The sequence below is a fragment of the Bradyrhizobium sp. MI1.11 genome (assembly GCF_055811255.1).
Map to the genome: position 1 here is coordinate 32,467 of NZ_JBVVPM010000019.1, position 24,443 is coordinate 56,909.

A 24,443-nucleotide genomic window follows, 5' to 3' on the forward strand; every position below is an offset into this window, starting at 1 on the left:
CCCCCCCCCGCCCGGGCCGCGCGGGGCGGCGCGGCCCCCCCCCCCCCGCCGCCCCGCCGCCCCCCCCCCCCCCCCCCCCCCCCCGCCGCCCCCGGCGCCGCCGGCCCCCCCCCCCCCCCCGCGACGGTATCGAGGTCCTTGAGCATTGTCGCAATGTGACCAAGCGGCGGTGAGTGAATGCCCTGGGCCATCCGCGGCACGAACAGCTGCAACGGAATGGAGTCCGCGAAGCCGCCGGCGAGTGCTTCGGGCAACCGGTTGGCATTGATTCCGGCGTTCACGGCAAGGCGTGTTGCCTCCGCAAGAACAGCCATCGCGCATCCGACGATCACCTGATTGCATAGCTTCGTGGTCTGGCCGGCGCCGGTCGGGCCCATGTGGGTGAACCTTCGTGCCATAGCGTGCACGTAGGGGCGGACCCGCTCGATATCGCCGGCTTTTCCGCCGGCCATGATGGCAAGCGTGCCTTCCTCGGCGCCCTTGGTACCACCGGAGACCGGCGCATCGATCCAGCCCGCGCCGTTCGCCGCTAACAATCGCGTTGCAAGGTCCCGTGCGGCATCAGGATGGATCGACGAGAAGTCGACCACGAGCTTGCCCGCGCCGGGCGCAGTTGAGATGCCCTCGGCCCCGAAGATCACCTCTTCCACGGCAGCCGCATCCGTCACGCACATGAAGACGATGTCCGAGTTCTCCATCAAGTCGCGTGGGCTGGCTGCGCGCCTGGCACCGGCTTCGACGAGCGCGGCCATCTTCCCTTCCGAACGGTTCCAGACAGTGACCTGATGGCCGGCCTTGAGCAGTCGCCGGCTCATTGGCGTCCCCATCAGTCCAAGGCCAAGATAGCCGAGCCGCTCGACGCCTTGCGGGTTTGTCTTGCTCCCTTCAGCCATAGGTTGCCTCCATCTGTCGCTCCGCGACGCCGCGCGACGTTGCATTACCATACATGGTGTATCCCACGACGAAACCGCCCGGCCTGCATGGCTTGCTTGATTGTTTGAACCATGAAACATTTGCCGCGGTCGGGTTGGATGGCGCCGGTCGGCGCCTGGGCAGCGGAGTGGGCACGATGCGAACCGTTTCGAAGTGGATCCTGGCTTTGGGGGCGGCAGCGGCCGTGAGCGCGAGCGCGGGCCCGTCATGGGCGCAGCAGACAATTCGTGTCGGCTGGACGATTCCGGCCGAGGAATCCAAATACTGGATGATGCGCCGCCCGGCTGAGTTTCCCAACATCGGCAAGGCCTACAACATCGAATGGACCCAGTTTCAGGGCACCGCTCCGATGACGCAGGCCTTGGCGGCCGGCGCGCTGGATTGCGCGACGCAGGCACCGCTGTCGCTCGCCAATGGCGTGGTTGGCGGCAACCTCAAGGCCTACATCGTGGCGCAGCACGTCTTCGAGAAGGCCGGTGGTTTCTCGGTCTACTGGGCTGTCATGGACGACTCCCCGATCAAGACGATCGCCGATCTCAAAGGCAAGACGGTCGGGATCTCCGTGATCGGCGGCGGCACCCAGGGCCCGTTCAATCTGTTGCTGAAGCAGAACGGCATCGATCCGGCCAAGGACATCAAGCTGGTCGAGGTCGGCTTTGCCGTCTCCGAAGATGCGTTGCGGCAGGGCCGCGTCGATGCGGTCAACATGAACCAGCCGTTTGCCGCGCGCGCGGAGGCGAAGGGCGGCACGCGCAAACTGTTCTCGCTGTCGCAGGCGATGCCGAACATCGTGCACATCCTGGAAGCCTGCCGTGCCGATTTCGTCGACAAGAACCCGGAACTGGTCAAGGCTTACGTGCGTGACATTACCTCTGGCATGAAGAAAGCGCTGGCGAACCGCGAAGAGACGTTGAAGGTTGTCAACGAAGTCCTGAAGGCACCTATTCCGGTTCTCGAGACCTATCTGCTCAAGGACAATGATTTCGGCCGCGATCCGGGCGCGGCACCGAATTTCCCCGCGATCCAGAAGATGCTGGACATCTACGCGGAGACAGGGATGCTGCCAAAGTTGGATGTCGCGCAATTCAAGCACTCGACGATCGTCGCTCCGCTGCAATAGGCGATCGGGCGACTGAACCGAGCGAGAAGGTCGCGGCGTCCAGGATGATCCGGGACGTTGCATGAAGAAGATGCACGTATGAAGAAGCTCCGATCTCGGATCACGACGGATGGCCTCGACCGGGCTCCGCACCGCGCGTTCATGCGCGCCATGGGGCTCGACGACGCTGCGATTGCCAAGCCGATGGTCGGCGTCGTCAGCATGAAGGGCGAACAGACACCCTGCAACATGACGCACGACTTTCAGGTCGCGGCGGCCAAGACGGGAATCGAGGAGGCCGGCGGTACGCCGCGCGAGTTTTCGACCGTGTCGGTTTCCGACGGTATCAGCATGAATCACGAGGGGATGAAGTTCTCCCTGTTTTCGCGGGAGCTGATTGCCGATTCGATCGAAGCCGTCGTCCATGGTCTCGCTTACGATGCGTTGATCGGTTACGGCGGATGCGACAAGACGCTTCCCGGCGTGATAATGGGCATGGTCCGGTGCAACGTCCCGTCCATTTTCATCTATGGCGGCAGCGCGCTGCCGGGCCGCGTAGACGGGCGGACCCTCACCGTGCTCGACTCCTATGAGGCTGTCGGCAGCTTCATGACCGGAGAGATCGACGGTGCCACGCTCGAGCGGATTGAGCGGGCCTGCCTGCCGACCATCGGCGCGTGCGCCGGCCAATTCACTGCCAACACCATGGGCATGGTGTCGGAGGCGATGGGCCTCACCATTCCCAACGTGTCGATGGTGCCAGGTGTCTATGCCGAGCGCGCGCAGATATCCAGGCGGGCCGGGCGCCTCATCATGGAGATGCTGGAGCGCGGCGGGCCGTTGCCGCGCGACGTCGTGACGCGGAAATCCCTGGAAAATGGTGCGGCGATCGTGGCTGCTACGGGCGGTTCGACCAATGCTGCGCTGCATCTGCCGGCGATCGCGAACGAGGCCGGGATCGCATTCACGATCGATGATGTCGGCGAGGTTTTCGCCAGGACGCCGCTGATCGGAAACCTGCGGCCTGGAGGCAAATATACGGCAAAGGATGTCTACGATATCGGCGGCGCTGCCGTGGTGATCCGGGAGCTGATCCAGAGCGGGCATATTGATGGCAGTTGCCTGTCGATCACGGGCCGTACACTTGCCGAAGAATATAGCGCCGCCAATGCTCCTGACGGAGAGGTCGTTTACGCGGCTCGCGCGCCGATCATGCCAGACGGCGGTGTGGCAGTGCTGAAGGGAAACCTCTGCCCTGATGGTGCGGTGATCAAGGTCGCCGGGCTGAAGAGCCAGTTGTTCGAAGGCGTAGCGCGCATCTTCGAAGACGAAGAAGCTTGTGTCGCAGCGGTTCGCGACCGCAGCTACAGGGCGGGCGATGTGCTTGTGATCCGCAATGAAGGGCCGGTGGGCGGCCCCGGCATGCGCGAGATGCTCGGCGTCACCGCGCTGATCTACGGCCAGGGCATGGGCGAGAAGGTGGCCCTGATCACGGATGGACGCTTCTCCGGCGCCACCCGCGGAATGTGCATCGGCTATGTGTCTCCCGAGGCCTTCGTCGGCGGTCCGCTGGCATTGGTTCGCGATGGCGACAGGATCCGGATTGATGCGGCAAATCGGCGGATGGATATGCTGGTCGACGAGCAGGAACTCACGGCTCGCCGACACGATTGGAAGCCGCGTCCGCCTCGTCACCGTGCCGGTGCGCTGGCGAAATATGCCCGATTGGTTGGCCAGGCACCGGGCGGGGCCGTGACGCATGAGGGGCCCGCAGAATGGCCCTGGTTCGGATGACGCGGCGCACTTGCCCGAAAACAGCGCGTGGTCTGGCAAGTTTCTTGCTAAGCTGGTGCCGCTGACGGAGGACATTCAGCGTGTCTGTTGCGCAGGGTTCGCGCGCGAACGAAGTGAGACGGGATGAAGGTAGTGCCTTCGAGATCGAGCGGATGGGTGAGACCGGTGACGCCGCAAAAACCGGCTTCTGCAATCATCGAGATCGAGAGCGTCTCGCAGGTATTTCAGACCTCAGCGCGCAAGGACCATGTGGCGCTATCGGACATCTCTCTGGCGATCGAGGAGGGAGCCTTCGTCTCCATCCTTGGTCCGTCGGGCTGCGGCAAGTCGACATTGCTTTACGTCGTCGGCGGCTTCGTCAGCCCGACCAGCGGCTCAGCGAAGATCAGGGGACGGACGATCACGGGACCAGGGCCGGATCGCGGTCCGGTATTCCAGGAATTCGCGTTGTTTCCTTGGAAGACCGTGCTGGGCAATGTGATGTACGGCCCTCGCCAGCAGGGCGTGCGCACCACCGAGGCGGAAGCACAGAGCCGGGCCCTGATCGAAATGGTCGGGCTCAAGGGCTATGAGGACTTCTATCCCAAGGAGCTGTCCGGCGGCATGAAGCAGCGTGTGGCATTGGCTCGAACGCTGGCTTACCATCCTGAGGTTCTGTTGATGGACGAGCCGTTTGGCGCGCTCGATGCTCACACGCGAACGCGGCTGCAGAACGATCTGTTGAACATCTGGGAGCGTGATCGCAAAACGGTGCTGTTCGTCACGCATTCGGTCGACGAAGCGGTTTTCCTCTCGGACAAGGTCGTGATGATGTCGAAATCGCCCGGCCGCATCCGCGAGGTCATCGACATCGATCTGCCGCGGCCGCGCCGCCGCAGCGAGCTGCTGCTCGATCCACGGTACCAGAAATACGTTGTCGATATCGAGCGCATGTTCGACGAGGTCGACGAGACGGGATCGCGGTCGTGACGTCGCTGGCGGCCTTGGGCAAGCGTGCCGCTCCGGTGTTTGCCTGTATCGGGCTTCTGGCGGCATGGCAGGTTGCGTCACTCGCGCTCGAGAACGACAGCTTCCCGACGGCGATCGAGGCGATCCGTGCAATCCCGGACATCCTCGGAGACAAGGAAGCTCTGATCAACATCCTGGCCTCGCTCCGCCGCATGGCGGTCGGGTTTGGCATAGCGGTATCGGTTTCGATCCCACTCGGCCTGTTGATGGGCCGCAGCCGGGCCGTCGCGGCGTTCTTCAATCCGCTCCTGATGGTGATCTACCCGGTGCCGAAGGCCGCCTTGATGCCGATCATCATGCTGTGGCTGGGCGTCGGTGACATCACGAAGACGCTGGTGATCTTTCTCGGCGTCAGCCTGCCCGTGATCTATCACAGCTTCGAGGGCGCCAAGGCGGTGGAAGAGAAGATGCTGTGGTCGGGCGCCGCGATGGGGCTTTCGCCTGCGCAGCGGCTGGTCCGGATCGTACTGCCGGCGGCGCTTCCAGAAATTCTGACCGGTTGCCGCACCGGACTCGTGCTGGCGCTGATCACGATGATTACCAGCGAGATGATCGCCCGTCAGTCCGGCGCCGGCAATATCCTGTTCAATGCCCTCGACATGGGCCAATACGATACCGTTTTTGCGATGATCATCATCGTCGGCGCGATGGGAATTTGCCTCGATGCGATGTTCGAGCGGGTCCGCGCAAGGCTGGTGCGCTGGTCCGAACCGCAGTTCGACATGCCGCTGAGCTTCTCATGATCCCGCAGCTTCGCTCCACTAGCATTATTCTTGGGCTCGCGCCGATCGTGCTGGTGATCGCGCTGTGGCAAGGCCTTGTGTCATTTGGCTTTGCGCCTGCGGTGTTGCTGCCGCCGCCGGGATATGTCTTCAGCAGGCTGCTTCAGCAACTCGTCACGTGGACGTTCCAGCAGGAGATCGCGGCGACCCTGCTCCGGCTGTTTGCCGGCTTCGCGATCGCGGTCGTGCTCGGTGTCAGCATCGGCATCGCCGCCGCTGCCAGTCCGGTTATCAACGCCGTGGTTCGGCCGATTGTGCGCGTGCTCGCGCCTTTGCCCAAGGTCGCGCTCTATCCAGCATTGCTGCTGCTGCTCGGCTTCGGTCACGGATCGAAGATCACGCTGGTGGCGGCGGATGCGCTCTTTCCCATTCTCTTGTCTACCTATTACGGCGCGTCGACGGTGGAGCAGAAGCTGATCTGGTCGGCCATGGCGGCGGGAACGCCGCGCTATGAGATCCTGTTCAAGGTGGTGCTGCCTGCCGCGATGCCGTCGATCCTGACCGGTTGCCGGATCGGCCTTGTCATTTCATGCATCGTGGTGTTTCTGGCCGAGATGATCACGTCGAGCGACGGGCTCGGACATGTCCTCGTCACGGCGGCTCGGACCTTTCAGGCCGTCGATATGTTCGTGCCGCTGATCACGATCTCGCTGCTGGGCCTGATCCTCAATGGCCTGCTGGGGGCAGTGCGCGCGTATCTGCTGCGGGGTTTCCCCGAAGCATGAACTGACGAAGAAGAAACAGGAAGACCGGGAGTAGACCATGCTGGCTGACCGCATCGAGGCAAAATGGATCGACGCATTTTGCGAGATTTTTGAGCGATGCGCCGTCAAGGCCGGCGATACCGCGGCGATCCTCTCGGAAACCCAGTCACGTGCGTTGAATGTTCACCTGGCGGAGCTCGCGCTGCTGCGGATGGGCGCGCGACCGTTTCACGTGGTCATGCCGACCCCGCGTAACCGGAATATCGTTCCGATTCGCTCGACAGGGGCAAGCGAGGCGATCCAGCGGCTCGGCCCGGTGATCACCGCGCTTCAACAGGCAGGCTTTGTGGTGGATTGCACCATCGAGGGCCTGATGCATGCGGTGGAAACGCCCGAGATCCTCAAAGCCGGCGCGCGTATCCTGGTGATCTCCAACGAGCATCCCGAGGCGCTGGAGCGGATGGTGCCGGATCCCGCGCTCGAGAAGCGCGTTCGCGCAGCGGCAAAGATGCTGCGCGGGACCAAGCGGATGCGGGTGACGTCAAAAGCCGGTACGGCGCTCGACGTCGATATGGTCGGCGCATCCACGGTCGGCGTGTGGGGCTGGACCGACAAGCCCGGGACGCTGGCGCATTGGCCCGGCGGCATCGTCGTCAGCTTCCCCAAGAGCGGAACGATCAATGGCACGCTGGTGATGGCGCCCGGCGACATCAACCTGACCTTCAAGCGTTACCTGACGTCGCCGGTGAAGATGACGCTGAAGGACGATTATGTCGTCGAGCTGGAAGGCGAGGGCACCGATGCCGCAATGATGCGCGCCTACCTTGCCGCCTGGGGCGATCGGGAAGCCTATGCGGTATCGCATGTCGGTTTCGGCATGAATCCGGGCGCGCGCTACGAGGCGCTGTCGATGTATGATCAGCGCGACACCAACGGCACGGAAATTCGTGCCGTCTCCGGCAACTTCCTGTTCTCGACCGGTGCCAACGAATTCGCCGGCCGCTACACGGCGGGCCATTTCGATCTGCCGATGATGGGGACGACGATCGAGCTCGATGGCGTCGCGGTGGTGCGTGACGGGGTGCTGCAGGACGTCTTCGGCTAACCGCGATCGAGCACCGGTGGCCGCGCCAGGTCAAAGTGCCGAAGCAGGTCGACCATGGCCTGAAGCCGTTTTGCCCGATAGGCGTCGATGTCCATGCCTGAATAGTCGAGAAAGCCTGCACCTGTGCGCAGGCCGATCCGGCCCTCCTGCATGTTCCGCGAAATGACCTCCGGTGCACGATAGCGGTCGCTGCCGAGTGCGCCTTCGAGATAGCGACTGGCGTAGTAGAGGATATCACCGCCACCCCAGTCGATGAATTCGAGCAGCCCGAGCACGGCGTAGCGGAAGCCGAAGCCGTAGCGGATCGCCTTGTCGATGTCTTCTGCGCTGGCAACGCCTTCCTCGACCATGCGCGCGGCCTCGTTCATCGCCAGCGCCTGGATGCGCGGGACGATGAAGCCTGGTGTCGCAGCGCAGACCACCGGCACCTTGCCGATGCCTTCGAGTAGCGCCTTGACCTCGTCGATGACAGCGGGATCTGTGGCTTTGCCGGGCGAAACCTCCACCAGCGGAATCAGATAGGCCGGATTGAGCCAGTGCACATTGAGGAAACGGCGGGGATTCACGATCGCGCCTGAGAGGTCGTCGACGAGGATGGTCGACGTCGTCGATGCGATGATCGTATCGGGGCCGACTTGTTTTGAGGCCGCCCCCAGCACCTTCCGCTTGAGCTCGACGACTTCGGGGACTCCTTCGAAGATTATTCCCGCATCGGACAGTGCCACATCGCTCTGGCTGGCCGGCACCACCGAGACCCGCGCAATGAGCGGGTCGACATCCGCCTCGGTCAGTAGCCCCAGCTTCGACAGGCTGGCAAAGGTCTTCCTGATTTCGCCGAGAGCATCTGCCTCCAGCCTGGCGAAATCTTCCGCCGAGCGATCCTTGATGTCGATCATCGTGACCGTATGCCCAGCGTAGGCAAACGCGACGGCGATGCCGCGGCCCATGCGGCCGGCCCCGAGACAGGCGATGATGGCTCGGCTGGTCATCGGTCAAAATCCCCTGCGAAGAAGCGTCTGCAAAGCGGCTTTGTCGAGATGGCCAAGCCCCAGCGTCTCGAGGGTTCGGCCGCCTTGCGCAAAATCCTCACCGCAGATTGCGCCGCCAATGGCGAGGAATGCCTTGGCCAATGGCGTGGCCACGCCCGCCAGGCCGGCGACGGAGACCAGCAGCGATAGCCCAAGCCGTAAATCTTCTCTCATGTAGCGGTGCTCGGTCAGCACGATCCGCTCGCGCCAGTCGCCGGAATCGGTCAGCCTGTCATGCGAGCCGCGGCCGTACATCCAGATCTCGCCCTCCCTGGCGTAGTGATGGGCGAGCGGAAAATGCGGTGCGCCATATCCGAACGCTTCACGCACGGCAATCCGTTCGCCGTCGAGCGCGTCGGTGACCCGGCGAATCGCGGCTTGCGTTCCTTCCTTGTGAATGTCCCACTTCTCGAAATGCTCGATCGGCCCTGCATTCATCACGATCAGCGGCGGATGGATAATCGGGCCTGCGTTCATCAGCGCACCGGAGAGAGCATCGCCGCACGGCTCGATCGCGCCGGGGAAAGCCTGTCCAATCACTTCAAGTGCGCGCGGCGCCTGATCGAGCGGGAAAACGCCGGCCGGCAGTCGCTTGGCGCGGATGGTGATCGCGACCTCGAACGGCCCGTGCTTGCGGGTCAGCCAGGGCAAGGTCCCGGTCTCGGCAAAGCACGCCTTGGCGTGGTTGCCGGCATCCCGCGCAGCCTGGGCGAAGATCATCGAGCCAAACGTGGCCGGCGGCAGAAACACGACCTGTCCATCCCGCAGATGTGGAGCGAGCAGGCGCGCGATATCCGTCTGCGCGAAGGCCGGGGCGGGGCACAGGATCAGCTCTGCGCCGTTGACGGCCTCGGCGATGCCGGTCGTCACCAGCGCCAGTTTCACGTCGTGACGGCCGTTATGATCCTTCACCAGGATGCGCGCGCCGGCGGCGCGATGTGCCGCGACCTGATCTGCGTCGCGGCGCCAGAGTCGGACCTCATGTCCCGACAGCGCAAAATCGCCCGCGGCCGCGAAAGAGCCGTTTCCTCCCCCCAGAACCGCAATCTTCAAGATGCTTCTCCTTGCGCGCGCGATTGCGCATCAAGCTGCTTCAGCAGGAAATGCTGGACCTTGCCCAGCGCCGTGCGCGGCAGGTCGGTGACGAAAACGATGTCGCGCGGAACCTTGTAGCGGGCGAGTTGGGCCTGAAGATGGACTTTCAACTCGTCTGCTTCCAGTCGACGGTCGGGTCGCCGGATCACGTAGGCGATGGGCACCTCGTCCCAGCGTGGATCGGGCCGGCCAATCACGGCGCATTCGCTGACCTCGGGATGTTCGAGCAGGACGCGTTCGACCTCCGCCGGATAGATGTTCTCGCCGCCGGAAATGATCATGTTCTTCTTGCGGTCACGCACCCAGAAATAGCCGTCCGCGTCGCACAGGCCGATATCGCCGGTACGATACCAGCCGTCATGCAGCGCATCGCGCGTGGCATCCGCATTGCCCCAATATTCGAAGAACACGTTGGGGCCGCGCACCGCGATCTCGCCCGGCGCGCCCGCCGGCACCTCGTTGCCGACCTGATCAATCACTTTCGCTTCGCAGCACAGGCCGGCAAGTCCGGTCGATCCCGCGCGCGAAAGATCGCCACCAAGCCGGGTGTAGACTGCGATGGGACAAGTTTCCGTCGAGCCGTAGACCTGAAGCACGGGTACGCCGCGCGCCACGAAGCGGTCGATCAGATGCGGCGGCACGATGGTCGAGCCGGTCGCGACGGCTTTGAGTGACGAAAGGTCGGTCGTGGGCCAGGCGGGATGCTCGCTCACCGCCTGGATGATCGCCGGCACCATCACGGTCAAGGTCGGCCGCTCCCGTTCGATGGCTGCAAGCGCGGTGTCCGTCGTGAAGCGTGCGTGAACCGTGACCGTAGCGCCCAGCTGGAGCGCCGCCGTGGTCTGGATGTTGAGGCCACCGACGTGGAAAAATGGCAGCAGCGTCAGCACATGGTCATCGGACGTCATGTTGTGCATGTGCTGGCTCATGACGCCGTTCCAGAACAATGCCTCCTGGCGCAGCACCGCGCCTTTGGGCCGTCCGGTCGTTCCTGATGTATAGACAATGAGGAGCGGACAGGAGAGATCAGTGTGCGGGTTGCGGCCGGTGCCCCGGCACCGAGCTAACAGGTTTTCGAACGTCGTGCCGCGGGGCGGCTCGAAATCGAGCCCGACGATTGCGGTTCCCTCAAGCTCGGCAAGTACCCCCTCAAATGCTTGCTCGAGCATCAGGACCTTGGCGCCGGCATCGTTGAGGATGAAAAGCTGCTCGGCGACAGCGAGCCGCCAGTTTAGGGGCACCAGCATCGCGCCGAGCCGCGCGCAGGCATAGAGCAGAACCAGATAGTCCGGCCGGTTCAGGCTGAGGATCGCAACGCGGTCGCCCCGGCCTACGCCGAGCTCCTGCTTCAACGTCGCCGCCGTCCGCTCGATGCGTGCAGCGAATGCCGCATAGCTCAACCGTTCGCCCTCGAAGGCAATGGCCGTCTTGTCTGGCGCGAACGCCGCGTTGCGATCGATCAGACTGCAGAGGTCCACCTCAGTCGTCCGTTTCGCCGGCCTCGTACAGCGCCTCGCGCCCGATCCGGTCGAGGCAGAGCTCGGCTGTCCAGGGCAACATCAGCGAGCCGCAGCGGCTGTCGCGATAGATCCGCTCGAGCGGCAGCGAGCGCAGCATGGCCTGACCGCCGCAGGTACGGATCGCGAGCGCGGCGAGCTCATTGGCACCCTCCATTACCGAATATTGCGCGGCATAAGCGCGCAGCACCTGCTCCTTGCTCGGATTGGCGCGCGCTTCGGTGACTGCCTGGAACCAGATCGCCTTGATCTGCTCGAGCTTGATCTGCATCTGCGCGACCGCAATCTGCTTCGTCGGATACATCCTGCGCTTCACTGGCGGCATGCCCGGCACTTCGCCGCGCAGATAACGCACGGTGAAGTCATAGGCGGCTTGCGCAAGGCCCATATAGGTCGGCGACAGCGTCAGGAACATGTGCGGCCAGTGCATCGCGGCCTGGAAATAGACGCCCCGCGGCATCAGCGCCGAATCTGCCGGCACGAACACGTCCTTGAACAGCAGCGTGCGCGAGACGGTTCCGCGCATGCCGAGCGGGTCCCAGTCGCCGACGACCGAAACGCCTTCCGATTTAGAGGGGATGGCGAGGTAAAGCGTATTGCGGCGCGAAGCCTTCTCGCCTTCCTCGATCTCGGTGCAGAGAACCCCGTAATAGTCGGCATGGCCGGAGAGTGATGCAAAGATCTTCTTGCCGTTGACGATCCAGCCGCCCTCGGCCGGCCTTGCTTCCGTGCCGAAAGCGACGCCGCCTGCGGCTGCCGCACCGCCTTCCGAAAAGGGCTGCGAATAAATCGCGCCGTCCTCGACGATGCGCTTGTAGTGGACTGCACGTCGCCCCTCGTGCTCAGCGCGGGTCTCTGCATCCATGTCGAGATCGTCGGCGAGCGGGCCCGACCACAGCGTCGAGCAGACATGCATGTTCCAGGTGAGCGCAGTCGCGCCGCAATAGCGGCCGATTTCGGCTGCCGCTAGCGCGTAAGTTTGATAATTGGCCCCGAGCCCGCCATGTTTCTTGGGGACGGCAATACCGAGTAGGCCGACGCGATGCAGGTCGCGATAGTTCTCCGACGGGAAGATCGCTTCGCGGTCGTAAGTCGCGGCGCGGCCGGCGAACACGCTCTGGCCAATCTCGCGCGCCCGCGCGATGATGCCGGCCTGCTCGTCGCTCAGTCGGAATGCGACGGGATCGAAGATCGGTGCATCCAGCGCGACCTTGTCAGTTGCGCCGATGGTCTTGCTGACTTGCATGGTCATTGCGCAGTCATCCTACGTGTTGATCGCGACGGAGTTCAGGAACCGGCCAAGGGCCCCGTCAAAGGCATCGGGGCGTTCGAGGTTTGCAAGATGGCCGACACCGGCCAACTCGACATACGCGGCAGATGGAATGTAGGACGCCGTCTTCGCCATCATTGGGGCTGGCGCGTTGTTGTCCTTGGAGCCGGACAGCAGCAGCGTCGGGATGGAAATATCCTTGAGGGTGCTGCGTTGGTCGAAGCCGATCAAGGCCAGCATCATGGCGCGATAGCTCGCCTCGGGCACGCTTGCCATGCACTCGCGCGCAAGCTCCATTCCCCTGGGATCAGGATCGTCGCCCACCAGTTCCTTCACCAGAGAGGGCGCCAGCGACTTCATCGTTTCGCCGCGATCGAGCGGCCCGAGCCGTGCGGCGATAAACAATTTCTGCCAATCGCCGTCGGCCTTGCCGAAGGCCGGGCTGGTCTGCGCCAGCACGACCGCGCGCGCCAGTTTTGGGGATTGCACCAGCCATTTCTGGACGATCATGCCGCCGATGGAATGGCCGACCAGAATTGGCTTGCTTGCACCAAGCTGCTCGATGAATCGTTGAAGCGCATCCGCCAGGGCAGCGATGCTGACGCTGGCGAGCGGCGCCGATCCGCCATAGCCCGGCATGTCCCATGCAATCGCGTAGAAGCGGTCGCTGAATGTGGCAAGCTGCTGCCGCCAAGCCCGTGCCGCACCGCCGATGCCATGCAGGAAAATCAGAGGTGTCCCGCCCGGATCGCCCGCTGCCTCGTAGGAGAAGCGGCCGTCCTTTGTTATCATTGGCGCAGGCTGCGACACGCGACATCCTTTTGCTCGACCCTTCGATGCTAACAGGCCTGTGAGGGATGGGAAGAGATAATTTTATACTTAAAGCAATTTTCGGGCCGGTGTCCGGCGTGCGGCTGTCCGCGGGGTCGCGTCGAGCTTCGTTTGCAAAAGTTTGAAGGTTAAAATATATCGAGAGAGCGATCAGCAGAATGCAAGGAAGCCAGCGCATGTCCGGATTACCGCATTCGCCGCACGCGCTGGTGACCGGTGGCGGTCGCGGCATCGGTCGCGCCATCGCAGCAGCGCTCGTCGAGGCCGGTGCTACTGTGACCGTCCTTGGGCGGGATGCTGCCACACTCGAGGACGCAGTCAGCGCAGGAGCTGCCCATTTTGCGGCCGTCGCAGACGTCTCGGACGAAACCTCATTGAAAGTCGCCATCGCTGAAGCGAGTACGCGGCAGCCGATCGATATTTTGATCGCCAATGCGGGAAGCGCCGAGTCCGCGCCGTTCTCCAAATCCGACAGTGCCCTGTTCGCGCGCATGATGGACGTCAATTTCATGGGCGTGGTCCATGCTGTCAGCGCTGTGCTGCCAGGGATGAAGGATCGTCCCTATGGCCGGATCGTCGCCATCGCGTCGACGGCGGGGCTCAAGGGATATGCCTATGTCAGCGCGTACACCGCGGCCAAGCACGCTGTGGTCGGTTTCGTGCGGTCCCTTGCACTAGAGATGGCTGCCAGCAACGTGACCATCAATGCGGTGTGTCCCGGTTTCACCAACACGGATCTTGTCGCCGGCAGCATCGAGAACATCATGAAAAAGACGGGGCGTAGCCGCGAGCAGGCCATCGCCGAGCTCGCGAAACATAATCCGCAAGGGCGATTGATCTCTCCACAGCAGGTCGCGGATACCGTGCTCTGGCTGTGCGGCGAGGGCGCCGGCGCAATCACCGGGCAAGCAATCGCTGTTGCCGGTGGTGAGATTTAGCGCGCATGGCAAAGGCGCGGAGCAAGGAAGCCAAGGAGATCGTATGAGCAGACCAGCCAATCCCGTGACCTTGCCGCTTGCGGACTATTCGCCGCAGCACTTCCTGCTGGCCGTCGTCGAGGGTGTTGCAACCGTGACGCTCAATCGTCCGGAACGAAAGAATCCGTTGACCTTCGAGAGCTATCGCGAACTGACCGATTTCTTTCGCGCCTGCGCGTTCGATGATGCGGTCAAGTCCATCGTCATGACCGGCGCTGGCGCCAATTTCTCCTCCGGTGGCGATGTGTTCGAGATCATCGGTCCGCTCGTGAAGATGGACACCAAGGGGCTGACGGCGTTTACGCGGATGACCGGCGACCTCGTCAAAGCGATGCGGGCCTGCCCGCAGCCGATCGTTGCCGCGGTCGAAGGCATCTGTGCCGGGGCGGGCGCGATCATCGCCATGGCCTCGGACATGCGGCTTGCGGCGAGCGGAGCCAAGGTCGCATTCCTCTTTAACAAGGTGGGTCTTGCCGGTTGTGACATGGGCGCCTGCGCGATCCTGCCGCGGATCATCGGACAGTCCCGCGCTTCCGAGTTGCTCTACACCGGCCGGTTCATGACTGCGGAGGAGGGCGAGCGCTGGGGCTTCTTCAGCCGTCTTGTCACGCCGGAACAGGTGCTGCCCCAGGCACAGCTACTGGCCAAGCAGATTGCTGAGGGACCGACCTTCGCTAACACCATGACCAAGCGGATGCTGGCCATGGAATGGGCGATGTCGGTGGAGGAGGCGATCGAGGCGGAAGCGGTTGCTCAAGCCCTGTGCATGACGACGGCCGATTTCGAGCGGGCCTTCGAGGCCTTTGCGAACAAGGTCAAGCCGGTCTTCAGGGGCGATTAAGCCGGGCTTTGCCGGCAGCATGCCGCAATGGGGACTTGCGCGAAATTATTTTAGGCTTAAAATAGTTTTGGCGGGTTGAATTGGCGAGGCTCCCATGAAAGTCGCGATTATCGGTGGCGGACCTGCGGGTCTCTACGCTGCAATCCTGCTGAAGAAGCAGCGACCGAGCGCTGAGATCGCGGTGTACGAGCGCAATCGCGCCGACGACACCTTCGGCTTCGGCGTGGTGTTCTCGGACGCCACGCTCGATAATTTCGAGAAGCACGACCTTCCGAGCTATCGCCGCATCACCCAGGAATTCGCCTACTGGGATGACATCGCCGTCCACTTCCGCGGAACGGTCCATCGGGTCGGCGGCAACGGCTTTTGCGGCTGCTCGCGGCAGAAGCTGCTCCTGATCCTCCAGGCTCGAGCGCGCGAACTGGGCGTCGTCCTGAATTTCGAAGTGGACGTCGAGGATGAATCCCGCTTCGCCGACGCCGATCTGATCCTGGTCGCGGACGGCATCAACAGCCGCTTCCGCGACAAATATGTCGATCATTTCGCGCCGGAAGTCGACCTCCGTACCAACAAGTTCGCCTGGATGGGCTCGACCAGGCCGCTGGATGCCTTCACCTTCATCTTCCAGGAGACAGAGTGGGGCCCGTTCATCGCTCATGCCTATCAATATGAAGCCGGACACTCGACCTGGATTTTCGAGACCGATCCGGAGACGTTCGAACGTGCCGGGCTGACAGGGGTGAACGAGGCCCAGTCGGCTGCGCGGATGGCCGAGATCTTCGGCTGGTTCCTCGATGGGCACCAATTGCTCACCAACCGCTCGACGTGGCGCAATTTCCCGATGATCCGCAGCAAGCGCTGGGTCAAGGACAACGTGGTCCTGCTCGGCGACGCCAAGGCGAGCGCGCATTTCTCGATTGGCTCGGGCACCAAGCTCGCAATGGAAGACGCGATCGCGCTGGCTGACGCCATGGAGAAGGCGCCCAGCATCAAGGCGGCGCTGGACGTCTATGAGCACGGCCGGCGTGAGGAGGTCGAGAAGACGCAGCACGCCGCCGACGTCTCGCTGGTCTGGTTCGAGCATGTCGACCGATTCTGGGATTTCGATCCGGTGCAGTTCGCCTTCGGCGTGATGACGCGCTCGAAGGCGATCACCTATGACAATCTGAAGCTTCGCGCCCCTGACTTCGTGGCGGAGGTCGAAAGATCGTTTGCCAAGCGTGTTCGTGACAGCGGCTTCGACGTCGACACCGAGAAGCCGATGGTGCCGCTGTTCCAGCCCTTCCGGCTGCGCGAGATGGAGATCGCCAATCGCGCCGTGGTGTCGCCGATGTGCATGTATTCGGCGAAGGAGGGCGTGCCGACCGATTTTCATCTGGTGCATTATGGATCGCGTGCGATCGGCGGTGCCGGCCTCATCTTCACGGAGATGACCTGCGTTGCCCGCGACGCGCGCATCACGCCCGGCTGCACAGGACTGTGGAATGACGAGCAGGAGGCATCCTGGCGGCGCATCGTTGATTTCGTCCATGCCAATTCAGCCGCAAAAATCTGCCTCCAACTGGGGCACGCCGGGCGCAAGGGTGCGACCAAGCTGATGTGGGACGGCATGGATCGTCCGCTCGAGGAGGGCGGCTGGGAGGTGTTTTCGGCGTCTCCACTGCCCTATTTCCCCGACAGCCAGGTTCCGCGCGAGCTCGATCGGGTCGGCATGAACGCGGTGAGGGATGCTTTCGTCGCAGCGGCCGAGCGCGGCGAACGCTGCGGCTTCGACATGCTCGAACTGCACTGCGCCCACGGCTATCTGCTTGCGAGCTTCATCTCGCCGCTGACGAATACGCGGACCGATGATTATGGCGGCTCGCTCGAAAACCGCCTGCGCTTCCCGCTCGAAATCTTCGAGGCGTTGCGGGCCGCGTGGCCGTCGCACAAGCCGATGTCGGTGCGCATTTCCGCGACCGACTGGGCCGAAGGCGGCATCGGCGGCGACGATGCGGTGGCGATCGCACGCGCGTTTGCCGAAGCCGGCGTCGACCTCGTCGACGTCTCAACCGGGCAGACCGTGCGCGATGCGCAGCCGATCTACGGCCGCATGTTCCAGACGCCGTTCTCCGATCAGGTGCGCAACGAGGCGCGCGTCGCCACCATGTGTGTCGGCAACATCACGACGGCGGACCAGGCCAACACCATCCTGGCTGCCGGCCGGGCGGACCTGGTCGCGCTCGGGCGGCCGCATCTGGTCGATCCTTCCTTCACCATGAGGGCGGCGGCCTGGTACGGGGCGGACGACGCGTTCTGCCCGCCGCAATATCTTCCCGGAAAAGATCAGATTTTCCGCAACAGCGTGCGCGACCGGCAGGATCTCGAGGAGCTGAGAATTAAGGCTAAGCCCAAGACCCGGGCCGAGCTCAAGGCGGAGGCGACAAAGCCGCTTGCGGCGGAGTGACCGCCCGTGCGACTTTGGCCGCATTGCCTGGTGTGTACCGAGTGGAGTGAGGGCGATGAAGGCGATTATCGTCGGTGGCGGTATCGGTGGTCTCACCACCGCATTGATGCTGCGCTCGCGGGGCCTCGCTTGCGAGATTTTCGAGCAGTCCGACACCATCCGCGAGCTTGGCGTCGGCATCAACACGCTGCCCCATGCCATGCGCGAGCTGGCAGGCCTCGGTCTGCTCCAGCAGCTTGACGATGTCGCGATCCGCACCGACCAGCTCTATTACCTCAACCGTCACGGCCAGGAAGTCTGGCGCGAGGCCCGCGGCATCGACGCCGGCCACGATGTGCCGCAATTCTCGATCCACCGCGGCCGCCTTCAGGGCGTCATCCATCGCGCCGTCGAGGAGCGGCTCGGGCCGGAGGCCATCCACACCGGCTGCCGCCTCGGCGCCTTCACGCAGGACGAGAGCGGCGTCACCGCTTACTTCTTCGATCGCTCAGGCGCGCACATCCATACCGCGCGCGGCGACATCCTGATTGGTGCCGACGGCATCCATTCGCGGGTCCGTGACACGCTGTTCCCGAGCGAGGGGCCGCCGTGCTGGAACGGCCTGATGCTGTGGCGCGGTGCGCGGGATTGGCCGCTGTTCCTCACCGGCAAGTCGATGATCGTCGCCGGCGGCCTCAACGCCAAGGTGGTGATCTATCCGATCGCGGAGGGATCGAGCCCGGCGAGCCGTCTCACCAACTGGGCGGTGCTGGTGAAGGTCGGCGAGGGCAATGCCCCGCCGCCGCGGAAGGAAGACTGGTCGCGGCCGGGCCGTCGCGAGGAGCTGATGCCGCATGTGGCGCGCTTTTCGGTGCCTTACGTCGACGTGAAGAGCCTGATCTCGGCCACGCCCGAGTTCTACGAATATCCGACCTGCGACCGCGATCCATTGCCCTATTGGTCGTCCGGCCGAGTCACGCTGCTCGGCGATGCCGCGCATCCGATGTATCCGGTTGGCTCCAATGGCGCCTCGCAGGCGATCCTCGATGCGCGCTGCCTCGCAGATGCGCTGGTGCGCGCCGAGCATCCGCGCCAGGCGCTGCTTGAATACGAGAAGAAGCGCCTGCCCATGACCGCCGACATCGTCCGCTCCAACCGGCGCGGCGGTCCCGAGGGCGTCATCGACGCCGTCGAGCAGCTCGCGCCTGATGGTTTCGACAATGTCGACAACGTGCTGAGCTATTCCCAGCGCGAGGCGATCGTGCGCGGCTATGCTACCAAGGCCGGCTTCGCCGCAGTGCCGGGACTTGCGGCGGTGCGCGCCTGAAGCTAGCCGCCGGGAGGCGGCGGCAGGAAGTGGATGTTGAACTCGGCGGCCATCGCCACCACGTCCTCCGGCTTCTGTTCCTTCATGTTGTGAAGGCCCCAGAACAGGTCGAACAGCTTGCGGGTCGGTGACACCCAGAACAGAACTTTCGCGGTCTGCTCCGACTTGTTGAAGATGCCGTGCGGCACGCCCATACCGAGCCGGATCAGGTCGCCCGCAGTCGCCTGCGACTCGGAATTGCCGAGCATGAAATCGAGCTTGCCCTCCAGCATATAGAGATATTCATCCTGGTCGGGATGGATGTGCGGCGGCACGAACGTGCCCGGCGGCAGCGTCGCATGCCAGGAGAAGCTGTGCTCCGTGTTGCTCTTCGGCACATAGGTCTGGCCGAGGATGTTCCAGGAGATGCCCTGGATTCCCTCATTGGCGCGCGTGATGCCGGTGATTTCGCTCTTCATTGTGATCCTCCCTCAACGCGACGTGCGGCTTAGTTCGCCGCCTTGCAGTCCTTGGCGTAGCGGTCGCCGTAATTCTCGAAGACTTTTTGGACGATCTCGGTCTGGAACTTGCCGTCCGCGCGCTTGGCGACCTTGGTCAGGTAGAAATCCTGGATCGGATAACCGTTGGTGTTGAACTTGAAGGCGCCGCGCAGCGAGGTGAAGTCCGCCTTTTTCAGAGCGGCCGCGACCGCATCCTTGTTCGAGAGGTCACCCTTCACGGCCTTGACGGCGCTGTCGATCAGCATCGCGGCATCATACGCCTGGAAGGCGTAGGTGCCCGGCACGATGTTATAGGCGGCCTCGTAGGCAGCGACGAACTTCTTGTTCTGGGGATTGTCGAGATTGGGCGCCCAGTTCGCGCCGCCGAACATGCCGACCGCCGCGTCCTGCTGCGCCGGCAAGGTCGATTCATCCACCGTGAAAGCCGAGAGCACCGGAATGCTGTCGGCGAGGCCCGCCTGCCGGTATTGCTTGACGAGATTGACCCCGAGTCCGCCGGGCATGAACGTGAAGAGAGCATCGGGCTTCTGCGACGAAATCTTGGAAAGCTCCGGCTGGAAGTCCAGCGTGTTGAGCGGCATGTAGGATTCTTCGACAATCTCGCCCTTGTAGTCGAGCTTGAAGCCCGCCACCGAGTCCTTGCCGGCCTGATAATTCGGCACCATCAGATACATGCGCTTGTAGCCGCGATCCTGCGCGACCTTGCCAAGGATTTCGTGCACCTGGTCGTTCTGATACGAGGTTACATAGAAGAACGGATTGCAGTCCTTGCCGGCAAACGTAGACGGGCCGGCATTGGGGCTGATCAGGAAGGTTTTCGATTCCGTCACCGGCCGGTGGATCGCCTGGAGGATGTTGGAGAAGATAGGGCCGACCACGAAGTCGACCTTGTCGCGCTCCAGAAGGCCCTTGACCTTGGTGACCCCTGCGTCCGGCTTCAATTCATCGTCGACCACGACGACTTCGACATCGCGGCCGCCCATCTTGCCGCCGAGATCCTTGACCCCCAGCGCAAAGCCGTCGCGAACCTGTTGGCCGAGCGCGGCGGCGGGTCCCGAGAGGGTCACGATCACACCCAGCTTGATTTTTTCCTGGGCGAGGGAAGGGCTCACCGCGGTGCCAAGCAGCAAGGCGGCTGCGGCCAACGTCATTTGCGTCTTCATGATCTGTCCCCCGTGATAACAGGACTTGCGTTGCAAGCCGCTACTCCAATCCAAGTTTATGCCGATGATTGCTGCCACGGCAAGCGAGCTCAAGGCATCGTCATCCTGCGGGCAGCGGCGCATGCAAGCGGCGCGCCAATTATTTGAAGCTTAAAGAAATCGGTATGCGGTCGATTGTTGCGGCTTTAGGCTTGCAGCGGGCTTCGATTTATTTGAAGCTCGAAACATTGGGAATCCGTGCCGGCGCCAATGCCGGCCGAGAGTGACTGCATCAACATGCTCGATTCCGAGACCAAGGCCGTCGAAACTCCGGAGGATCACGCTGAAGAGCTTCGGCTGTGGCTGCGCCTCTTGACCTGCACGACCCTGATCGAGGGCGAGGTCCGTGGCCGGTTGCGGCAGCGCTTCGACGTCACATTGCCCCGTTTCGACCTGATGGCGCAGCTCGACAAGGCACCCGACGGCATGACGCTGTCCGACGTCTCCAAGCGCATGATGGTGTCGAACGGCAACGTCACCGGCCTCGTCGAGCGCCTCGTGGAATCCGGTCATCTCGACCGCCGCACGTCGGAGACGGACCGCCGCGTCCAGGTGATCCGGTTGACTAAACTCGGTCGCGCCGAATTTCGCAGAATGGCCGCGGAACACGAAACCTGGATCGCCGATCTCTTCGCTGATCTGACCCCGAAGGATGTGCGCGAATTGATGCGGCTGCTCGCCAAGACCAAGGCATCGGCGCAGAAATCGGCCGCTCGCCGCCGGGGCTAGGTCCGCGGCCGAGGCACCCGCCCATCCCGTTTGCCACCGGAAAAAGCACGGGATGCCCAAAATCCGCTATTGCGCGAAATTGCTTTAAGCCTAAAATGTTTCCGAGTTAGTGCTGCCGGGTGCTTTCCATGCTGAAAGGAGCGTGCGATGGCCAACGCCGCCAAGGTTCAAGTCTCGGGCTCGCGTGACGACAATGCCGCGACAGCCCATGTCGATACATTCGCGCGGCAGCATCTTCCGCCGCGAGAGTTGTGGCCGGACTTCATCTTCACGCGACCGGAACTGCAATATCCGCCCCGCCTCAACTGCGTCAGCTATTTCCTCGACCGCTGGGTCGAGCAGGGACATGGCGACGCTCCCTGCGTGATCAGCCCGGCGGTCAGCTACACCTATCGTGAGCTGCAAACGGTCGTGAACCGCATCGCCAATGTGCTGGTCGGCAAGCTTGGTCTCGTCACCGGCGGACGCGTGCTGCTACGCTCGGCCAACAATCCGATGATGGTCGCGACCTATCTGGCGGTGATCAAGGCCGGCGGCATTGTCGTGGCGACGATGCCGCTCTTGCGCGCCAAGGAGCTGTCCTATCCGATCCAGAAGGCGGAGATCGCACTCGCGCTCTGCGATGGCAAGCTCGCCGACGAAATGGAGAAGGCGAAAGCCGCAGCCCCCGACCTCAAGCGCGTGGTCTATTGGGGCAACGGCGCCGACGACTCGCTCGAGGCCCTGATGGGGGATGCAAGTCCGGAGTTCAAAGCTGTCGATACCGCCTCCGACGACGTCTGCCTGATCGCTTTCACGTCGGGCACGACCGGCGACCCCAAGGGCACCATGCATTTCCACCGTGACATGCTGGCGGTGTGCGATGGCTATGCGCGCAACATCCTGCGCGCGGAGCAGAAGGATCGCTTCGTCGGCTCGGCACCGCTCGCCTTCACGTTTGGCTTCGGCGGCGTGCTGTTTCCGATGCACATCGGCGCCTCGTTCGTCGTTCTGGAGAAGACGGCGCCCGACGACATTCTGAATGCGATCGAGCAGTACAAGACCACGGTCTGTTTCACCGCCCCGACCGCGTACCGGGCGATGATTGGCAAGCTTCCGGGCCGCGATATTTCGTCGCTCCGCAAATGCGTGTCCGCCGGCGAGACGCTGCCCAAGCCGACATTCGATGCCTGGCTGAACGCGACCGGCATCAAGCTGATGGACGGCATCGGCTCGACCGAGCTGCTGCACATCTTCATCAGCGCGACCGAGGACGAAATCCGCCCGGGTGCGACGGGCAAGCCGGTGCCTGGGTATGAGGCGAAGATCGTCGATGATTCGGGCAACGACGTTCCGCCGGGCGCGATGGGAAGGCTCGCGGTACGCGGGCCGACCGGATGCCGCTATCTCGCCGACGAGCGGCAGCGCAAATACGTCCAGAACGGCTGGAACATCACCGGCGACACCTATCTGATGGATAGCGACGGCTATTTCTGGTACCAATCGCGCTCAGACGACATGATCGTGTCGGCCGGCTACAACATCGCTGGCACGGACGTCGAGGCGGCGCTGCTTACGCATCCCTCCGTCCTCGAGTGCGGGGTGGTCGGCGCGCCGGACGAAGCGCGCGGCATGATCGTGAAGGCCTATGTCGTTGCCGCGCCGGGCGTTACGCCGGACCCCGAGCTCGTGGCTGCGTTGCAGGAGCATGTCAAACGGGAGATCGCGCCATACAAATATCCGCGCGCGATCGAGTTCGTGACGCAACTGCCGAAGACCGAGACCGGCAAACTAAAGCGCTTTGCGCTTCGGCAACTGGCGCAGACCGCGGTGGCGTCCTCCGGCGTCGCGGCGGAATGAGAGAAGGATAGAGAATTGTCAGTGACGACGCCGAAAGGCCCGCACCTCGCGGTGCTGCCGACAGCAGCCGAGGACGAAGCCCGCTCCAGGGCGCAGGTGCTCCAGCCGTCCGGTTGGCCGGTGCCGAAAGGCTATGCCAACGGCATGGCCGCCGAGGGACGCATCGTCGTCACTGGCGGCGTCATCGGCTGGGATGCCGAGGAGCATCTCGCGGACGGTTTTGTCGCGCAAGTGCGCCAGACCCTGAGCAACATCGCCGCGATCCTCGCGGAGGCCGGTGCGCAGCCCGAGCATCTGGTGCGCCTGACCTGGTACGTCGTCGACATGGAGGAGTACCTGGCGAACCTGAAAGAGCTCGGCAAGGCCTACCGCACCATCTTCGGCGCGCACTATCCGGCGATGGCGCTGGTTCAGGTCGTCCGCCTCGTCGAGAAGGCGGCGCGCGTCGAAATCGAGGCCACCGCCGTCATCCCGCGCTGAACTGCGGTCCGTGCGTGCTCAGCTTGCCTTGGTCAGCTTGCCTTGGCGAGGTCATCGTCCTCGGGCGAGTTTAGATATATTCCTGACATGGTGTCGACCCAGCAGAGATGGTCATGCACCTTCTTCACGCCGTTGACGTTCTCCGCTGCGACGACGGCGGCCTGTCGCACGCGCTCCTCGGTGATGACGCCGCTGAGATGAACGATTCCGTCGCGGACGATGACGTTCAGCCCGAACGGGCACCAGTCGTTCTTCTCCATGGTATCGATGATGCGGCTGCGAATGTGATCGTCGTCCGCGGTCGGGTCGGGTACGTCTCGGGCGAGGTCCGCCACCGCCTGGAGCAGGTTCGCGCGCGACACGATGCCGACGATCTTGTCGCCGCGGATCACCGGTAGACGCTTCACATTGTTCCGTTCCATGAGATCGACGATCTCGGCAAGTGCCGTATCCTCGGTGAGGGTCACTGGTGAACGGGTCATCACCTCCGAGACCTTGCGGCCGTGCTCGTGGACGAAGTCGCTGGCCGATTTGCCGGATCCGAGAATGAACCGCAGCCAGCGCCCTCGCTTGCGTCCCGTGCCGATTTCGCTGCGGCGGATGAAGTCGCCTTCCGAGACCACGCCGACCAGCTTGCCGGCATCGTCGACGACGGTGAGACCGCTGACATGCCGCTTCAGCATGATGTTTGCCGCCTCCACGATGCTGGTGTCTGGGGTAACCGAGATGACCGACCGGGTCATGATCTGATGGGCGCGCATGCCGGACTCCGCTGGCTTGTCGAATATCGATGCGGGGAGCGTAGCTCTGGCGTCGTGCTGCGGCTTGACGCAGGTCAAAGGATGAATCGGGCTCTTCCCGGTTGAGCAATCGTGATCGATGCCCGGACTTGATGCAGCTCAACGCGCATCCGAAGCCTCGCCATATCCTGCTGCCACGCCGCCAAGAAGCGGGCAG

22 protein-coding genes are annotated in these 24,443 nt (G+C 63.4%); 13 read left to right on the forward strand and 9 right to left on the reverse strand.

From position 1 onward, the window contains the following. Window positions 1-893: NAD(P)-dependent oxidoreductase (locus AC0L30_RS19850; protein ID WP_473404994.1), on the reverse strand; the 893-nt coding region annotated here is incomplete at its 3' end. A 176-nt stretch (window positions 894-1,069) separates the two neighbouring features. Here AC0L30_RS19850 and AC0L30_RS19855 point away from each other — a divergent pair. From AC0L30_RS19855 to AC0L30_RS19880, 6 genes are all read left to right on the forward strand, one after another. Beyond that, window positions 1,070-2,053 (forward strand): ABC transporter substrate-binding protein, encoded by a 984-nt coding sequence (locus AC0L30_RS19855; RefSeq protein ID WP_007601560.1) that lies wholly within the window; start codon window positions 1,070-1,072, stop codon window positions 2,051-2,053. A 78-nt stretch (window positions 2,054-2,131) separates the two neighbouring features. After that, window positions 2,132-3,826 (forward strand): dihydroxy-acid dehydratase, encoded by a 1,695-nt coding sequence (gene ilvD / locus AC0L30_RS19860; RefSeq protein WP_219682399.1) that lies wholly within the window; start codon window positions 2,132-2,134, stop codon window positions 3,824-3,826. Between the two features lie 123 nt (window positions 3,827-3,949). Then, the gene (locus tag AC0L30_RS19865) at window positions 3,950-4,795 is read left to right on the forward strand and encodes an ABC transporter ATP-binding protein (protein WP_219682400.1); all 846 of its coding nucleotides are present in this window, start codon (window positions 3,950-3,952) and stop codon (window positions 4,793-4,795) included. Then, complete coding sequence (locus tag AC0L30_RS19870) at window positions 4,792-5,577, forward strand: ABC transporter permease (RefSeq protein ID WP_354201737.1); 786 nt, start codon at window positions 4,792-4,794, stop codon at window positions 5,575-5,577. Before AC0L30_RS19865 ends, AC0L30_RS19870 begins: the two co-directional genes overlap by 4 nt. Then, complete coding sequence (locus AC0L30_RS19875) at window positions 5,574-6,341, forward strand: ABC transporter permease (protein ID WP_219682402.1); 768 nt, start codon at window positions 5,574-5,576, stop codon at window positions 6,339-6,341. Before AC0L30_RS19870 ends, AC0L30_RS19875 begins: the two co-directional genes overlap by 4 nt. Before the next feature lie 37 nt (window positions 6,342-6,378). Next, window positions 6,379-7,425: a 2,5-dihydroxypyridine 5,6-dioxygenase NicX family protein gene (locus tag AC0L30_RS19880; protein WP_007601570.1), complete on the forward strand. Its 1,047-nt coding sequence runs from the start codon at window positions 6,379-6,381 to the stop codon at window positions 7,423-7,425. Here AC0L30_RS19880 and AC0L30_RS19885 read toward each other — a convergent pair. Genes AC0L30_RS19885 through AC0L30_RS19905 form a run of 5 tightly spaced genes read right to left on the reverse strand, consistent with a single transcriptional unit; the run spans window position 7,422 to window position 13,127 of the window. Further along, complete coding sequence (locus tag AC0L30_RS19885) at window positions 7,422-8,414, reverse strand: 3-hydroxybutyryl-CoA dehydrogenase (protein WP_219682404.1); 993 nt, start codon at window positions 8,412-8,414, stop codon at window positions 7,422-7,424. The genes AC0L30_RS19880 and AC0L30_RS19885 overlap by 4 nt on opposite strands. Before the next feature lie 3 nt (window positions 8,415-8,417). Continuing rightward, window positions 8,418-9,506 carry an NAD/NADP-dependent octopine/nopaline dehydrogenase family protein gene (locus AC0L30_RS19890; protein WP_219682405.1) on the reverse strand — a complete coding sequence of 363 codons (1,089 nt, stop codon included), beginning with the start codon at window positions 9,504-9,506 and terminating at the stop codon, window positions 8,418-8,420. Then, the gene (locus AC0L30_RS19895; protein ID WP_473404995.1) at window positions 9,503-11,026 is read right to left on the reverse strand and encodes a class I adenylate-forming enzyme family protein; all 1,524 of its coding nucleotides are present in this window, start codon (window positions 11,024-11,026) and stop codon (window positions 9,503-9,505) included. Before AC0L30_RS19895 ends, AC0L30_RS19890 begins: the two co-directional genes overlap by 4 nt. 1 nt (window position 11,027) lies before the next feature. Continuing rightward, window positions 11,028-12,317: an acyl-CoA dehydrogenase family protein gene (locus tag AC0L30_RS19900; protein ID WP_473404996.1), complete on the reverse strand. Its 1,290-nt coding sequence runs from the start codon at window positions 12,315-12,317 to the stop codon at window positions 11,028-11,030. A gap of 12 nt (window positions 12,318-12,329) precedes the next feature. Further along, window positions 12,330-13,127: an alpha/beta fold hydrolase gene (locus AC0L30_RS19905; protein ID WP_473404997.1), complete on the reverse strand. Its 798-nt coding sequence runs from the start codon at window positions 13,125-13,127 to the stop codon at window positions 12,330-12,332. A gap of 215 nt (window positions 13,128-13,342) precedes the next feature. Between AC0L30_RS19905 and AC0L30_RS19910 the strand changes: the two genes are divergently transcribed. The 4 genes from AC0L30_RS19910 to AC0L30_RS19925 all read left to right on the forward strand — a co-directional run bounded on the left by AC0L30_RS19910 (window position 13,343) and on the right by AC0L30_RS19925 (window position 18,736). Then, window positions 13,343-14,104 carry an SDR family NAD(P)-dependent oxidoreductase gene (locus AC0L30_RS19910; protein ID WP_473404998.1) on the forward strand — a complete coding sequence of 254 codons (762 nt, stop codon included), beginning with the start codon at window positions 13,343-13,345 and terminating at the stop codon, window positions 14,102-14,104. A gap of 43 nt (window positions 14,105-14,147) precedes the next feature. Then, window positions 14,148-14,984: an enoyl-CoA hydratase family protein gene (locus tag AC0L30_RS19915; RefSeq protein WP_473404999.1), complete on the forward strand. Its 837-nt coding sequence runs from the start codon at window positions 14,148-14,150 to the stop codon at window positions 14,982-14,984. A gap of 94 nt (window positions 14,985-15,078) precedes the next feature. Further along, on the forward strand, window positions 15,079-17,430 hold the full coding sequence (locus AC0L30_RS19920) for a bifunctional salicylyl-CoA 5-hydroxylase/oxidoreductase (protein ID WP_473405000.1): 2,352 nt from the start codon (window positions 15,079-15,081) through the stop codon (window positions 17,428-17,430). A gap of 55 nt (window positions 17,431-17,485) precedes the next feature. Further along, the gene (locus AC0L30_RS19925) at window positions 17,486-18,736 is read left to right on the forward strand and encodes a flavin-dependent oxidoreductase (protein ID WP_247369609.1); all 1,251 of its coding nucleotides are present in this window, start codon (window positions 17,486-17,488) and stop codon (window positions 18,734-18,736) included. A gap of 2 nt (window positions 18,737-18,738) precedes the next feature. On the opposite strand, the gene AC0L30_RS19930 is transcribed toward AC0L30_RS19925, so the two are convergent. Both AC0L30_RS19930 and AC0L30_RS19935 read right to left on the reverse strand, forming a co-directional pair. Further along, window positions 18,739-19,194: a cupin domain-containing protein gene (locus tag AC0L30_RS19930; protein WP_007601580.1), complete on the reverse strand. Its 456-nt coding sequence runs from the start codon at window positions 19,192-19,194 to the stop codon at window positions 18,739-18,741. Window positions 19,195-19,223: 29 nt separating this feature from the next. Beyond that, the gene (locus tag AC0L30_RS19935; RefSeq protein WP_473405001.1) at window positions 19,224-20,399 is read right to left on the reverse strand and encodes an ABC transporter substrate-binding protein; all 1,176 of its coding nucleotides are present in this window, start codon (window positions 20,397-20,399) and stop codon (window positions 19,224-19,226) included. Between the two features lie 249 nt (window positions 20,400-20,648). Here AC0L30_RS19935 and AC0L30_RS19940 point away from each other — a divergent pair, with 249 nt between their 5' ends. The 3 genes from AC0L30_RS19940 (at window position 20,649) to AC0L30_RS19950 (ending at window position 23,486) form a co-directional block, all read left to right on the forward strand. Then, entirely contained in the window at window positions 20,649-21,167 is a 519-nt protein-coding gene (locus AC0L30_RS19940) for a MarR family winged helix-turn-helix transcriptional regulator (protein WP_007601583.1), read from the forward strand. Between the two features lie 147 nt (window positions 21,168-21,314). Beyond that, a complete protein-coding gene (locus tag AC0L30_RS19945; RefSeq protein WP_007601584.1) occupies window positions 21,315-23,006 on the forward strand; it encodes a benzoate-CoA ligase family protein in 1,692 nt (563 codons plus the stop codon). 21 nt (window positions 23,007-23,027) lie between these two features. Next, complete coding sequence (locus AC0L30_RS19950) at window positions 23,028-23,486, forward strand: RidA family protein (protein WP_035994404.1); 459 nt, start codon at window positions 23,028-23,030, stop codon at window positions 23,484-23,486. A gap of 32 nt (window positions 23,487-23,518) precedes the next feature. Here AC0L30_RS19950 and AC0L30_RS19955 read toward each other — a convergent pair whose 3' ends face one another. After that, entirely contained in the window at window positions 23,519-24,247 is a 729-nt protein-coding gene (locus tag AC0L30_RS19955; RefSeq protein WP_007601586.1) for a CBS domain-containing protein, read from the reverse strand. Window positions 24,248-24,443: the final 196 nt, after the last annotated feature.

What these genes read in the sequence shown, in the direction of transcription:
- AC0L30_RS19865 (WP_219682400.1), top strand. Translation starts at nt 3,950, where the DNA reads ATGAAGGTAGTGCCTTCGAGATCGAGCGGATGGGTGAGACCGGTGACG.
- AC0L30_RS19915 (WP_473404999.1), top strand. Translation starts at nt 14,148, where the DNA reads ATGAGCAGACCAGCCAATCCCGTGACCTTGCCGCTTGCGGACTATTCG.
- AC0L30_RS19885 (WP_219682404.1), bottom strand. Translation starts at nt 8,414, where the DNA reads ATGACCAGCCGAGCCATCATCGCCTGTCTCGGGGCCGGCCGCATGGGC.
- AC0L30_RS19945 (WP_007601584.1), top strand. Translation starts at nt 21,315, where the DNA reads ATGGCCAACGCCGCCAAGGTTCAAGTCTCGGGCTCGCGTGACGACAAT.
- AC0L30_RS19855 (WP_007601560.1), top strand. Translation starts at nt 1,070, where the DNA reads ATGCGAACCGTTTCGAAGTGGATCCTGGCTTTGGGGGCGGCAGCGGCC.
- AC0L30_RS19920 (WP_473405000.1), top strand. Translation starts at nt 15,079, where the DNA reads ATGAAAGTCGCGATTATCGGTGGCGGACCTGCGGGTCTCTACGCTGCA.
- AC0L30_RS19925 (WP_247369609.1), top strand. Translation starts at nt 17,486, where the DNA reads ATGAAGGCGATTATCGTCGGTGGCGGTATCGGTGGTCTCACCACCGCA.
- AC0L30_RS19875 (WP_219682402.1), top strand. Translation starts at nt 5,574, where the DNA reads ATGATCCCGCAGCTTCGCTCCACTAGCATTATTCTTGGGCTCGCGCCG.
- AC0L30_RS19930 (WP_007601580.1), bottom strand. Translation starts at nt 19,194, where the DNA reads ATGAAGAGCGAAATCACCGGCATCACGCGCGCCAATGAGGGAATCCAG.
- AC0L30_RS19905 (WP_473404997.1), bottom strand. Translation starts at nt 13,127, where the DNA reads ATGATAACAAAGGACGGCCGCTTCTCCTACGAGGCAGCGGGCGATCCG.
- AC0L30_RS19910 (WP_473404998.1), top strand. Translation starts at nt 13,343, where the DNA reads ATGTCCGGATTACCGCATTCGCCGCACGCGCTGGTGACCGGTGGCGGT.
- AC0L30_RS19880 (WP_007601570.1), top strand. Translation starts at nt 6,379, where the DNA reads ATGCTGGCTGACCGCATCGAGGCAAAATGGATCGACGCATTTTGCGAG.
- ilvD (WP_219682399.1), top strand. Translation starts at nt 2,132, where the DNA reads ATGAAGAAGCTCCGATCTCGGATCACGACGGATGGCCTCGACCGGGCT.
- AC0L30_RS19900 (WP_473404996.1), bottom strand. Translation starts at nt 12,317, where the DNA reads ATGACCATGCAAGTCAGCAAGACCATCGGCGCAACTGACAAGGTCGCG.
- AC0L30_RS19940 (WP_007601583.1), top strand. Translation starts at nt 20,649, where the DNA reads ATGCCGGCCGAGAGTGACTGCATCAACATGCTCGATTCCGAGACCAAG.
- AC0L30_RS19935 (WP_473405001.1), bottom strand. Translation starts at nt 20,399, where the DNA reads ATGAAGACGCAAATGACGTTGGCCGCAGCCGCCTTGCTGCTTGGCACC.
- AC0L30_RS19955 (WP_007601586.1), bottom strand. Translation starts at nt 24,247, where the DNA reads ATGCGCGCCCATCAGATCATGACCCGGTCGGTCATCTCGGTTACCCCA.